Consider the following 12,832-nt stretch of genomic DNA (forward strand, 5'->3'; position numbering starts at 1 on the left):
GGGCGTCGGCGTCAGGCGTGGTCCACCTCGCCGACGGCGCTGTCGTCCTCGTCGCTCGGCGGGATGGTGCACAGGTGCTCGGCGACCAGGCCGGCCACCAGCAGGACGAGCGCTGCCACAATGGTCGCGACGTCCTGCCACACGGAGCCTAGCGAAGGGATCGCACGGCTCAGCAGGTACACCAGGATGCCGCCGGAGGCTCCGAGCAGCAGCGCGCCGACGTGGCTGCACGCCTTCGCGAGCACCACCACGCGCATCGCCCGGAACGGGTCGATCGGCCGGCGCAGCGTGCCCTTCGTCGCGCGGTGGATGGGGATCGCGAAGCCCAGGACGAGCGCGGCGACCACGACCAGGGTGAGCGGCACCGTCAGCGGGGGATGAGCACGGGGCGCCCCGAGGCCGCGACCGCGAGGTCGAAGAGGAAGCCGGCCACGGCCCCGGCGAGGCCGAGCCCGAGCAGAGTGCTGATGCGGGTGCGCCTCACGGGGTCCTGCTCTCGGGTTCGGCGTCGCTGTCTCGGGCCGTGCCTGCTCCGGAGTCGCGCCCCGGCCAGGTCAGCGCAACCGGATGGTCGACCACCCGGTCCCTCGCCCGCTCCCGCAGCTCGGCGATAGATCCGAGGCCGGGGAGCACCGCCGTCGGCTCCACGTCGAGCCACGGGTCGAGCACGAAGGCCCGCTCCGCTGCGCGCGGGTGCGGCAGCGTCAGATGCGCGTCGCTCCGGATCACACCACCGACCACGATCACGTCGATGTCGAGCGTCCGATCGCCCCAGCGCTCCTCGCCCTCGCCGCGGATCCGGCCGCCGTCGAGTTCGACCGCCGCCGTCACCGCGAGCAGGTCGTCGGGCTCGAGCACGGTCGAGCCGGTCACTACCGCGTTGAGGTACTCGGGTGCCTGGTCGTCGACGCCCTCAGGCTTGCGTGCGGGCGACTCGACCACCTTCGACACCGCCTCGATCCGGAGTCCCGGCGTCGCCGCGAGCGCCCGTAGCGCCACCTCGAGATGCGCGAGGCGGTCGCCGAGGTTGCTGCCGAGTGCGAGCACCACATGCCGCGCCGGGCGGATCCGCTCCTGCCGCGGCCTCACGAGCGGGTCCTCGTGATCTGCACCGAGACGTCGTCGAACGGCAGCGGGATCGGCGCGTCGGGCTTGTGTACGGTGATGCGGACCACGTCGGCGGCGGCGAAGCCCAAAGCGACCCGCGCGAGGCGCTCGGCCAGGGTCTCGATGAGGTCGACAGGGTCGCGGGTCACGGCGTCCGCCAGCGCGATCGCGAGCTCGCCATAGTGCACGGTCTCGGCGAGGGCGTCACCCTGCGCCGCGAGCGCCGTATCGAGCCAGACCGTCGCGTCGATCACGAAGTCCTGGCCGTTCTCGCGCTCGAAGTCGAAGACGCCGTGGTGCGCGCGCACGCGCAGGCCGGTGAGGGTGAGGGAGTCGCGCAGGGCGAGGGCGGCAGGGTCGATCGCGGTCACGGGGTCTCCTCCTGGAGTCGGGCGGCGAGCGCGAGGGCGCGAGCGGACGAGCGGACGTCGTGGACCCGCACGCCCCAGGCGCCGTGCTCGGCGGCCACAAGGCTCAGCATGGCCGAGACCTCGTCGCGCTCGGCGGCCGGAGCGCCGATGGGGGCGAACGGAGCGAGGAACCGCTTCCGCGAGTGTCCGACGAGCACTGGGAACCCCAGCGAGACGATCGCGTCGAGCCCGGCCAGCAGAGCCCAGTCGTGCCCGCCGTCTTTTGCAAAGCCGAGCCCCGGGTCGAGCAGGAGCCGGTCATCCTGGATCCCGGCGGCGCGAGCGGCGTCGATCCGGCGCTCCAGCTCGCCGCGCACGTCCGCGACCACGTCGGTGTAGGAGGCGAGCGCGGTCATCCCGGCGCTGGGGCCGCGCCAGTGCATGGCGATGTAGACGGCGCCGCGGTCGGCGACCAGCGGCAGCATCCGCGGGTCGGCGAGGCCACCGGAGACGTCGTTGACGACCACGGCTCCGGCGTCCAGGGCTGCCTCCGCGGTGGCGGCGCTCATCGTGTCGATGCTCACGCGCACCCCTTCCGCGGCGAGTGCGCGCACGACGGGCAGCACCCGACCCTGCTCCGCCGCGGCGTCCACGCGGGCGGCGCCGGGGCGGGTGCTCTCCCCACCGACGTCGACCAGATCGGCACCGAAGGAGGCGGGCCCGTCGCCGACGGGCCGGCTCAGGTCGAGCCCGTGGCGCACGGCGTCGTCGGCCGAGAGCCAGCGGCCGCCGTCGCTGAACGAGTCGGGAGTGACGTTGAGGATCCCGAGGAGCGCGGCACGGCCGGTCGGCGTGAGATCGGCGACGGAGGTGACCACGTCACTCCCCCCGCGCGGCGCCGATCAGCGCGATGATCTCGGCGCGGGCGGCCGGGTCGGCGAGGGAGCCGCGGGCCGCCACCGTGACGGTCGAGCTGGCGGTCTGGCGCGGTCCGCGCATCCGCACGCAGCCGTGCTCGGCGTCGACCACGACGAGCACGCCCTCGGGATCGAGGCCCTGCTCGAGCGCGTCGGCGATCTGCTCGGTCATCCGCTCCTGGATCTGCGGACGGGAGGCGACGGTCTCGACCACGCGCGGCAGCCGGCCCAGGCCGACGACCCGCTCGCGCGGCCGGTAGGCGATGTGGGCGACGCCGAGGAACGGCAGGAGGTGGTGCTCGCAGACGGAGCGGAAGGCGAGGTCGCGCACGATCACGGTCTGATCCAGCGACGACTCCTGACCGCCCTCGACGACCGCGAACGTCTCGGTCAGCTCGGCGGCGGCATCGGCGTCGAACCCGCCGAAGAACTCCTCGTACGCCTCGGCGAACCGGCGCGGCGTCTCGGTGAGGCCCTCGCGGCCGGGGTCCTCCCCGATGGCCGCAAGGATCTCGGCGACGGCCGCCTCGATGCGCGTCTTGTCGACGGGCACGCGCTCGCTACGCCGTCGCTGGGCGCGGGTTGATCAGCGGCGGGCGCTTCGGAGCGACCTCGCCGGCGCCCGCGGAGGAGACGCCTCCGTCGGTCGCGGCCGAGTCGATCGGCGCTTTGGCGACCGGCACCGCGATGGGCGGCAGGTCGGACAGGGGGCGCTTGTCGCTCGAGAGCCACTGCGGGCGCTCGCCGATGCGGCGGACGTCCTTGAAGATTTCGGCCAACTGGTCGTGGTCGAGCGTCTCCTTCTCGAGCAGCTCCATCGCCAGGCGGTCGAGGATGTCGCGGTTGTCGTTGATGACCTGCCACGCCTCGTCATGCGCCTGCTCGATGAGCTGGCGCGTTTCGGCGTCGACCGTCTCGGCGATCTGCTCGGAGTAGTCGCGCTGGTGCCCCACATCGCGGCCGAGGAACATCTCCCCCGAGGACTGGCCGAGCTTGACCGCGCCGACATTCGAGGACATTCCGTACTCGGTGACCATCTTGCGCGCGATAGCGGTCGCCTTCTCGATGTCGTTCGACGCTCCGGTCGTCGGGTCGTGGAAGACGATCTCCTCCGCGACCCGTCCGCCCATCGCGTAGGCGAGCTGGTCGAGGAGTTCGTTGCGGGTGGTGGAGTACTTGTCCTCCAGCGGGAGCACCATCGTGTAGCCAAGGGCGCGGCCGCGCGGCAGGATCGTCACCTTGGTCACCGGGTCGGTGTGGCGCATCGCCGCCGCCGCCAGGGCGTGCCCACCCTCGTGGTAGGCGGTGATCAGCTTCTCCTTGTCGCGCATGACGCGCGTGCGCCGCTGCGGGCCCGCGATGACACGGTCGATCGCCTCATCGAGCGCGCGATTGTCGATCAGTTGCGCGTTGGAGCGGGCCGTGAGCAGCGCTGCCTCGTTCAGGACGTTCGCCAGGTCGGCACCGGTGAAGCCCGGAGTCTTGCGAGCGACGACCTCGAGGTCGACTCCGCCCGCGAGAGGCTTGCCGCGGCCGTGGACCTCGAGGATCCTCTTGCGACCGAGCAGATCCGGGGCGTCGACGCCGATCTGGCGGTCGAAGCGGCCCGGGCGCAGCAACGCCGGGTCGAGGATGTCGGGGCGGTTGGTCGCCGCGATCAGGATGACGTTCGTCTTAACGTCGAAGCCGTCCATCTCGACCAGAAGCTGGTTGAGGGTCTGCTCGCGTTCGTCGTGACCGCCACCCATTCCGGCGCCGCGGTGGCGACCGACGGCGTCGATCTCGTCGACGAAGATGATCGCCGGCGAGTTCTCCTTGGCCTGCTGGAAGAGGTCACGGACGCGGCTCGCGCCGACACCCACGAACATCTCGACGAAGTCGGATCCGGAGATGGAGTAGAAGGGGACGCCCGCCTCACCGGCGACCGCGCGGGCCAGCAGGGTCTTGCCGGTGCCGGGAGGGCCGTAGAGCAGGACACCCTTGGGAATGCGGGCGCCGACCGCTTGGAACTTGGCCGGCTCCTTGAGGAACTCCTTGATCTCGTGCAGCTCCTCGATCGCCTCGTCGGCGCCGGCGACGTCACCGAACGTGACCTTCGGGGACTCCTTCGAAACCAGCTTCGCCTTCGACTTGCCGAACTGCATGACGCGGTTGCCGCCGCCCTGCATGCCCGACAGCATCAGCCAGAAGAACGCGCCGATCAGGAGGATGGGGAGGAGGAATCCCAGGGCCGAGAGGAACCAGTTGGTCTGCGGAACCTCGTCGTTGTAGCCGGTGCTGCCGAGGTCGGCCGCGGACACCGCGTCCACAACCTCGGACCCGCGCGGGGCCACGTAGTAGAACTGCACCTGGGTGCCGTTGTCGCCGTCCGCCTGCTTGAGCGTGAGGTCGACGCGCTGTTCGCCGTCGACGATCTTCGCCGAGTCGACCTTCCCGTCCTTTAGGAGGTCGAGCCCCTCCTGCGTGGTGACCGGCCGGAAGCCGGACATCGTGATCAGCGAGGAGCCGATCCACACCGCGACAATCGCCAGGACGACGTAGAGGATGGGACCCCGGAAGATGCGCTTCACGTTCATGCTTGTTGCGGGTGCGACACCCGGCGCCTTTCTGACGAGGAAATGTGAGTGACAGGCTACCTCCCGCGCTCTGAGCGGCGCCCACGCGTTCGCCCTGGGCTGAGCTGATGGCGGGGGATGCGGCACGCCGCATCCCCGCTCGCAGTCGGCTTCTCGACGCGGCGCGTTCCGCAGAGCGGGTCCTGTCGGACTGCCGGGAAACGCTGGCACGCGTCGACACCGGATGGCAGGGATGCGGCACGCCGCATCCCCGCTCGCAGTCGGCTTCTCGACGCGGCGCGTTCCGCAGAGCGGGTCCTGTCGGACTGCCGGGAAACGCTGGCACGCGTCGACACCGGATGGCAGGGATGCGGCACGCCGCATCCCCGCTCGCAGTCGGCTTCTCGACGCGGCGCGTTCCGCAGAGCGGGTCCTGTCGGACTGCCGGGAAACGCTGGCACGCGTTTCCCGGTCTCGTCCTCTTCCTGGGGGTGGGTCAGGCGGGCTCGAGGAGGGGCTCGGGGTCGCGGAGGGCGGGGGTCAGGCCGCGGCGACGGCGGGCGGCGGCCAGCACGGTGACGGCGAGAGCACCGAGCAGCCAGAGCACGAGCACGAGGACCGCGTGCGCGACTCCGATGGTGCCGCCGGCGATCAGCGAGCGGAACGCCTCCACGGTGCCGGTCAGCGGCAGCACGCCGTGGATCGCCTGGAAGAAGGCGGGCGCCGTCTCGACCGGGTAGGTGCCTCCGGCCGAGGACAGCTGCAGCACGATCATCAGCAGCGCCAGGAAGCGGCCGGGCGCGTCCAGGAGCGCGATCAGCGCCTGGTTGATCGCCACGAAGGTGAGGCTCGTGAGCACCGCGATCCCGATCAGCCCGGGCAGGTTCGACGCCTCCACGCCCACCCCGAAGCGGATGACCAGCGCGGCCAGAGCACCCTGCGCGACGGCCATCAGCGCGCCGGGCAGGTAGCTGCGCAGCGCGATGACCCACGCGGGCCGGCGAGCGGCGAGGAGGCGGGCGCTGAGCGGGGCGCTCATCAGGGAGAAGGCGAGCGCGCCGACCCAGAGCGCGAGCGCCAGGAAGTAGGGGGCAAGGCCGTAGCCGTAGGACGGCACGCGGTTCATCCGCTCGGCGTCGATCCCGACCGGGGCAGCAGCGACGGTGCTGAGTTCCTGCGCCTGCTCGTCGGTGTAGCTGGGCACGTCGGCCGCGCCGTCCGAGAGCTTCGTGTCGAGGGTGCGCGATCCGGAGGCGAGCGAGTCGATCCCGTCGGCGAGGGTGCGCGAACCGGTGGCCGCGTCGGCCGAGCCGGTGGCGGCCGTGTCGGCGCCGGCGGCCAGGTCGGAGGCGCCCGTCGCGAGCGCGGCCGTTCCCGAGGCGAGGTCGGCGGCGCCGGAGGCCGCGGAGGCGATGCCGGTGGTGAGCGGGCCGACGGCGCCGGCGAGCGTGTCCACTCCGCCCGCGACCTTCGCCGCTGCGCCGTCGAGGGTCGCCGCTCCCCCGGTGAGGGCCCGCGCGCCGCTCTGGAGCTGTTGCGCGCCTTCGGCGACGGGGCCAGCTCCGGTGGCAAGCGCCGAGGTGCCGGTCGCGAGGTCGGCTGCTCCGGTCGACACCGTGGCGGCGCCGACCGAGAGCGCTGTCAGTCCGTGGCCGTCGTCGCCGACCAGCGCTTTCGCACCATCGGCGAGCGCCCGCGCGCCCGAGTCGGTCTCGGTCGCGCCGCCCGCGACGGCGGCAGCGCCCTGCTCGAGAGCGGCCAGCTCGGCCCGGCGCTCTGCGTCGCTGAGCGAGTCGTACCGAGAGAGCAGCGAGGCGAGTCCAGAGTCGACTCCGGCGGCTCCCGACGCGAGGCCAGGAGTCGCGGCTGCGAACGTCCCGGTAACGGCCGCGAGCTCCCGGGCACCTGCGAGCGCCTGCTGAGCACCGCCGGAGACCGTCGCCGACCCGGTGGCGAGCGCCTGGGCACCGGACGCCGCGGAGGCCGCGCCGTCCCGGAGCGCTGAGGTCCCGCCGGCGAGGTCGGCGGCTCCCGAGGCGAGCGTCGACGCTACGCCGTCGAGCTTCTGCGCGCCGTCGGCGACGGAGCGCGCACCGGAGTCGAGTTCCGCAGCCTGCTCGGGCAGCTGCCCGGTCCCGCCAGCGATCTGCCGAAGTCCGGACGAGAGGGTGGACGCCCCGGTCGCCGCCGCCCCGGCACCCGAGCGGAGGGAGTCGGCGCCGGTCGCCAGCCGTGCCGTCCCGTCCTGCAGCTGCGCGAGCCCGACGACCAGCTCGGCGGAGCCGGACACGGCCGAGCCGGCGCCGTCCGCCAGGTGCGCGGCTCCGTCGGCCGCCTGTTCCAGGCTGGAGTGGACGTCGGTGAAGCCGAGGTACACGTTCTGGAGGTAGGTCGCGCCCACCTTCTCCTCGAGGGTCTTCGTCACCGTGGTGCCGATCGTGGAGGCGATGGTGCCGACGATCAGGTTCGCTCCGTCGTTCGTCTCGATCGAAAGCTTCGCCTGCACCGCGGCAGAGGGATCGGTGCCGCCGACCGAGGCGACATCGGTGGAGAAGCCGGCCGGCACCGTCAGCACAGCGAACACGTCGCCCGAGGCGAGCTCGTGCGCCGCCTCATCTGCCCCGCTCGCCGTCCAGGCGAAGTTCGAGTCGGACGTACTGGTGGTGAGCTCGTCGGCGAGATCGTGGCCGAGAGCGAGTGTCGAACCGTCCGCCGCCGTCGCGCCGGTGTCCTCGTTCACGATCGCCGCGGGCACGGTGCCGAGGTGGTGGGAGGGGTCGAGGTTGGCCGAGGTCAGCAGTCCCGCGTAGATCAGCGGGATGAGGGCGATCGCAGCGAAGACGACGACGAGGCGCGGGTTCACGGCGCGGCGGAGCGGGGTGGTGGTCATGATCCTTTTACTTCGTGGAGTGCAGGGCGGCGAGCCGCTGCGAGGCGACTCCGGTGACGAGGAGCTCAGCGATGTCCGCGGAGGCTCGCGCGGCCGAGCGGCGGGCGTCGCCGTCCAGGAGCCAGCCGACGACCAGCCAGATGGTGCCGGCGGCGAGGAGAACGGCGAAGTGCTCGACGCGCGCGTGGTCGCCTCCGCCCGGTGCGCGTTCGGCGAGGGGTGAAAAGGCGAGGAGCCGTTGGGCGAGGAACGCGACGACCGACTCCTGCACGGCGCGGGCCGTGCCTCCGCTCAGCACCCGGCGGTAGAAGTCGGCGTGCACCAGCAGGCCCTCCAGCAGCGCGCGGACGATGCGCGGGACCGCCTCCTCCCAGTCGGCGGGGGCGACGCCGGTCGCGACATCGCCGAACAGCGTGTGCATGCGCTCGACCGCGGCGACCTCGATCAGCGACGGGACGTCGCCAAAGTGCTGGTAGAACGTGGGCCGGCTGACCCCGGCCGCGGCGCAGAGTTCGGTGATCGAGGGCTGGCCGTCGCCGGGGCGGTCCAGGGCGGTCGTGATCGCGGTAACCAGCAGCTCGCGGGAGCGGGTGGGCCGCGGGTCGGTCACGGGTGCTCCATTCTGCGCAGTCGATTATTGACGGTCGTCAGATAACTTACAACCGTAAATAACTGCGCGCAAGCGTCAGGAGGCGGACTCCGGCGGCAGCAGCGTCGTGATCGCCGATGTGTCCACGATCATGGAGTCGCGCGGAGTGAGCCCCGGGCTCCTCGGTGTCGGCACCGGCAGGCGCACCAGCAGAGCACCGGGATCCACGCCGAAACGGCCGGAGCGAGTGCGACCGATCGGATCGCCGTCCAGCTCGGCGAGCACCGGCTGGCCCAGCTCGAACGAGAACTCGCGACCCGGCCACTGCCGCAGCGACGCGAGCCTGTTGCGATTCCCCGTCGCCACATCCAGCGCGAGGCCGAAGCGGCGCCGCAGCAGCACCAGCTCCAGGTCGCCGTCATCGAGCACGGCACCGGCCGCCAGCTCGATGTTCGCCACCACCGAGCTGCAATTGCAGGCGAGCACCATGTAGCAGCGTTGAGTAGGCTCGCGAGCACCGTCGATCGTGAGCGTCACGTCGAAGCCGGCCTTGAACATCGCCGGCGCCCCCGCCGCGAAGTAGGCGCCCCAGCCCACCCGCTTCTTCAGCTCCGCGTCCGTCTTGTCCATGATCTCGGCGTCCAGGCCCACCCCGCCCATCACCATGAACACCCGCTCCTCGCCGTCGTCGAAGGTCGCCGTACCGACGTCGATGGCGCGGTCCTGTCCCAGCAGCGCGATCTCGACCGCCTCGGGCAGCGAGCCGAGCGGGATCCCGAGGTTGCGTGCGAGCAGATTGCCCGTTCCACTGGGCAGCAGGCCGTAGGGCACGCTCGTCCCACGGAGCACGGTGGCCACCGCGCTCACGGTGCCGTCGCCGCCCATCGAGCAGACCAGCTCCGCGCCGGCCTCCAGAGCGGCTCGAGCCGCGCCGACTCCGGAGTCGTCGGGGCTGGTCTCGAACCAGAGCGGCTCGTTCCAACCGTTGCGGCGCGCGATCGACGCCACCAGATCCTCCGCGGCGCCGACGTCGTCGACCTTGCTCGGATTGATCACAACGGCCGGGGTGCGCTTGTGAGCTGCCTTCACTCCGTCAGTCTGACGGCAGCGGCGAGCGGTCGAGTCTCGCTGACGCTTCCACGGCGAGCACGGCCGCGATCTGGGCGGAGAGAGTGGCGGGCAGCGAGGGAGGCGCGTCCCACCGCGGCCCGGCCAGTAGCACTCCGCCGCGCAGGCTGGAGCGCTGGAGCGTAGCGACGCTGCCCGAAACGAAGTCGCTCACCCGCGCGGCGACGGCTGGCGCGACTCCGCTCGTCGTCGCGAGGTCGACGAGGTGCCGGTAGGCGATACCGCCGAACAGGGCGCCGTCACCCGTGCCCTGCTCGACGAAGACACCGTCGGACGCGAGCCGGTCGAGCAGGTCCTCGGCGGTGCGGGAGGCGTGCACGAGCAGGCGGGGATCGGGCCAGAGGCGGTGCAGGGCGAGCGCGGCGCCAACGTAGACCGCGTGGTTGTAGCTGAAGGCCCAGTCGTCGCGGGCGGAGCCGCCCTCGCGCCCGATGCCGTCAGCGACGAAACCGGTGTCGTCATCGCGCAGGCGCATGTGGATCCAGTCGAAGGCGGCGCGCACGAGTTCCTCGCGGCCGTCCGGGCGCAGCCGCTCCAGGTGGGCGCCGAGGATCACGAACGGGCCGTTCGCGGGAGCGTTCTTGTAGTCGAGCTGGCGGCGACGCCAGGCGAGACTGGCGCCGTGGCGGAGATTCCAGCCCTTCTCGACCGCGAAGCGCCAGAGGCGATCGGCGCGGTCAAGAAAGCGCGCCTCCCCCGAGGCCTCCCCCAGGCGAGCCAGGGCACAGCCGAGCCACATCATGTCGTCGAAGTAGCCGTTGACCAAGCGCCCGCCGTTGCGCAGGCGGATCGCGCGGTAGATCCGCCGGGCGCGCTCGAGGTGCTTCTTGTCCCCGGTCCGCTGGAAGGCGTCGACGGCCGCGTCGATCGCGTGCGCCAACCACCAGTAGTTGAACTCGAGGTCCGCGCGCAGCGAGGTCGGATAGCTCATGTGGTACCCCAGTAGCGGCACCGCGAAGAGCCGCTCGAGGCTCTCCTGCGCGGTGTCGGCGGCGCTACGCGTAGACGTGCGGGGCGAGGACGGCAACATCGCGCAGGTTGCGGTAGCGCTCGGCGTAGTCAAGGCCGTACCCGATCACGAACACGTTCGGGATGTCGAAGCCCACGTAGGCCACCTCGACCTTGACCTTGGCGGCCTCGGGCTTGCGGAACAGCGCGCAGATCTCGACCGACTCCGCGCCGCGGCTGCGGAGGTTGCCCTGCAGCCACGAGAGCGTGAGGCCGGAGTCGATGATGTCCTCGACGATCAGCACCTTGCGATTCGTGATGTCGGAGTCGAGGTCCTTTACAATCCGCACCACGCCGGAGGACTTGGTGCCGCTGCCGTAGGACGAGACGGCCATCCAGTCCATCACGACGTCGAGCTTGAGTTCGCGAGCCAGATCGGCCATCACCATCACGGCGCCGCGGAGTACCCCGACGATGAGTACATTCTCGCCCGCATAGTCGCGCTCGATCGCGCGGGCCAGGGCGCGGATCCGCTCGTGAATCTCGGCCTCGGTGTAGAGGACCTCGGCGATGTCACCGGCGATGTCGGCTGCTTCCACCCCGCCACTCTACGGGTGCCCACCCCCGCCCCCGCCTCACCCCCGTCTCACCCCGCGAGATGCCACTTACGTCCGCTTTCGTCGGCGTGTCGCGCGCACAAGTGGCATCTCGCGGAGAGGGATCAGGAGGGGTGCGGCGCGGGGGCGAAGACGAGGGTGGGGCCGGAGCGGGTGGCGAGGACGCCGGGGAGGTCGACGCCCTTCTGGCCGTGCCAGTCGGTGACCAGGGCGGCGACGGCCAAGGTCTGCGCGCGCGAGAGAGCGACTCCGAACTCGTTGGCCACCACGAGGCGGATGATGCGCTGCCGCAGCGCCGGCGGATCGGCCGCCAGCCCGCGGGCGTCGACCGTGACGTGCCCCGCTTCGTCCTGCCCGACCAGCTCGAGCGCCCAGTCCAGGGCGAGCGCGTCCAGCGCGTCGCCGTCCTCCCGCAGCTGCTCGGCCGTGCGCGCCAGAGCCTGCGCCACCCCCGGCCCGAGTTCGTCCTCGAGCACCGGCAACACCCGGCTCCGCACCCGTACACGCGAGTAGCGGGGGTCATCGTTGTGCGGGTCGTCCCACGGGGTCAGCCCCTGGTCGGCGCAGGCGCGGCGGGTCTGCTCGCGGCGCAGGCCCAGGAGCGGTCGCCGCAGCGGTCCGCTGACCGGCGCCATCCCGTGCAACGAGGCGGCACCGGCACCGCGAGCCAGGCCCAGCAGCACGGTCTCAGCCTGGTCGTCGAGGGTGTGGCCCAGGAGGATCGCGGCGGCGCCGGTCGCGGTCAGCGCGTCGTCGAAGGCGCGGTAGCGCGCGGTGCGGGCCGCCGCCTCCGGACCGCCCTCGGCCGACACCGACACCACCTCGTGCAGCACCGGCGAAAGCCCCAGCCCGTGCGCCTGCTCCGCCGCCTGCCGCGCGACGTCGGCCGACCCCTCCTGCAGCCCGTGATCGACGATCACCGCGCCTGCCCGCCGACCGCCGCGCGGCGCCTCGAAGGCGACCGCTGCCGCCAGCGCGAGCGAATCCGCTCCCCCGCTCAGCGCGACCAGCACCAGCGCTTCGGGGCCGAGCCCGCCCAGGCTCGCGCGGACCGCCCGCCGCAGGTCGGCGACAACGGGGGTCAGGCGGGGGCGATCGGGCACATCAAGTAACGTAATGCCAGCGATCCGCCCCTCCCGTGCGCACACCAGCGCGCACGTCCCGGAGGCCGATCCGTCTGCCGACGCGCCGCTCACGGCGCCACCGACTCAAGGAGAGAGCATGGCCGCATACGACGTCGTCGTCGAGATCCCCAAGGGGAGCCGCAACAAGTACGAGGTCGACCACGAGACCGGTCGCGTCTACCTCGACCGCGTGCTCTTCACCTCCTTCGTCTACCCGACGGACTACGGCTACTTCGAGAACACCCTCGGCCTCGACGGCGACCCCGTCGACGCGCTGGTGCTGCTCGAGTACCCCGTCTTCCCCGGCGTGGGCGTTTCGGTCCGCCCGGTCGGAGTGCTGAACATGAGCGACGAGGCCGGCTCCGACGCGAAGGTGATCGTGGTCCCCGCGAAGGACCCGCGCTGGCAGCACATCCAGGACATCGGCGACGTCCCGGAGCAGACCAAGAACGAGATCAAGCACTTCTTCGAGCGCTACAAGGACCTGGAGCCCGCCAAGTGGGTGAAGGTCGACGCGTGGGGCGACGCCGCCGAGGCGGAGCAGATCGTCCAGGATGGCATCAAGAAGCTGGCCGAAGAGGGCCACTGACCTTTCGCTCAACGACAG

The 12,832-nt window shown here is 71.8% G+C and carries 13 protein-coding genes; 1 reads left to right on the plus strand and 12 read right to left on the minus strand.

Annotated elements, in window-relative coordinates; all coding sequences use genetic code 11:
- Window positions 1-11: 11 nt before the first annotated feature.
- The 12 genes from C1O28_RS11480 to tilS form a co-directional block, all read right to left on the minus strand.
- Window positions 12-365: a DUF3180 domain-containing protein gene (locus tag C1O28_RS11480; protein WP_244210522.1), complete on the minus strand. Its 354-nt coding sequence runs from the start codon at window positions 363-365 to the stop codon at window positions 12-14.
- Window positions 366-480: 115 nt separating this feature from the next.
- Complete coding sequence (gene folK / locus C1O28_RS11485) at window positions 481-1,089, minus strand: 2-amino-4-hydroxy-6-hydroxymethyldihydropteridine diphosphokinase (RefSeq protein WP_097167409.1); 609 nt, start codon at window positions 1,087-1,089, stop codon at window positions 481-483.
- Window positions 1,086-1,478, minus strand: coding sequence for a dihydroneopterin aldolase (gene folB, locus C1O28_RS11490; RefSeq protein ID WP_243392089.1), 393 nt, complete (start codon window positions 1,476-1,478; stop codon window positions 1,086-1,088). The genes folK and folB overlap by 4 nt, the downstream gene beginning before the upstream one ends.
- Window positions 1,475-2,335: a dihydropteroate synthase gene (gene folP, locus C1O28_RS11495; protein WP_097167408.1), complete on the minus strand. Its 861-nt coding sequence runs from the start codon at window positions 2,333-2,335 to the stop codon at window positions 1,475-1,477. The genes folB and folP overlap by 4 nt, the downstream gene beginning before the upstream one ends.
- A 1-nt stretch (window position 2,336) precedes the next feature.
- Window positions 2,337-2,927 (minus strand): GTP cyclohydrolase I FolE, encoded by a 591-nt coding sequence (gene folE / locus C1O28_RS11500; RefSeq protein ID WP_097167407.1) that lies wholly within the window; start codon window positions 2,925-2,927, stop codon window positions 2,337-2,339.
- Window positions 2,928-2,934: 7 nt separating this feature from the next.
- Window positions 2,935-4,950, minus strand: a complete 2,016-nt coding sequence (ftsH, locus tag C1O28_RS11505; RefSeq protein ID WP_097167406.1) for an ATP-dependent zinc metalloprotease FtsH — start codon at window positions 4,948-4,950, stop codon at window positions 2,935-2,937.
- Window positions 4,951-5,425: 475 nt separating this feature from the next.
- Window positions 5,426-7,819, minus strand: a complete 2,394-nt coding sequence (locus C1O28_RS11510; RefSeq protein WP_097167405.1) for a YhgE/Pip domain-containing protein — start codon at window positions 7,817-7,819, stop codon at window positions 5,426-5,428.
- A gap of 7 nt (window positions 7,820-7,826) precedes the next feature.
- The gene (locus C1O28_RS11515) at window positions 7,827-8,429 is read right to left on the minus strand and encodes a TetR/AcrR family transcriptional regulator (protein WP_097167404.1); all 603 of its coding nucleotides are present in this window, start codon (window positions 8,427-8,429) and stop codon (window positions 7,827-7,829) included.
- A 75-nt stretch (window positions 8,430-8,504) separates the two neighbouring features.
- Entirely contained in the window at window positions 8,505-9,497 is a 993-nt protein-coding gene (locus C1O28_RS11520) for a diacylglycerol/lipid kinase family protein (protein ID WP_097167403.1), read from the minus strand.
- A 4-nt stretch (window positions 9,498-9,501) separates the two neighbouring features.
- A complete protein-coding gene (locus C1O28_RS11525; RefSeq protein WP_133115542.1) occupies window positions 9,502-10,599 on the minus strand; it encodes a glycoside hydrolase family 76 protein in 1,098 nt (365 codons plus the stop codon).
- A complete protein-coding gene (gene hpt, locus C1O28_RS11530; protein ID WP_097167401.1) occupies window positions 10,532-11,083 on the minus strand; it encodes a hypoxanthine phosphoribosyltransferase in 552 nt (183 codons plus the stop codon). The genes C1O28_RS11525 and hpt overlap by 68 nt, the downstream gene beginning before the upstream one ends.
- Before the next feature lie 122 nt (window positions 11,084-11,205).
- Window positions 11,206-12,204 carry a tRNA lysidine(34) synthetase TilS gene (gene tilS, locus C1O28_RS11535; RefSeq protein ID WP_097167400.1) on the minus strand — a complete coding sequence of 333 codons (999 nt, stop codon included), beginning with the start codon at window positions 12,202-12,204 and terminating at the stop codon, window positions 11,206-11,208.
- A gap of 118 nt (window positions 12,205-12,322) precedes the next feature.
- Here tilS and C1O28_RS11540 point away from each other — a divergent pair, with 118 nt between their 5' ends.
- Complete coding sequence (locus C1O28_RS11540) at window positions 12,323-12,814, plus strand: inorganic diphosphatase (protein ID WP_097167399.1); 492 nt, start codon at window positions 12,323-12,325, stop codon at window positions 12,812-12,814.
- Window positions 12,815-12,832: the final 18 nt, after the last annotated feature.

Source organism: Rathayibacter rathayi (genome assembly GCF_004011095.1).
Lineage (GTDB): Bacteria > Actinomycetota > Actinomycetes > Actinomycetales > Microbacteriaceae > Rathayibacter > Rathayibacter rathayi.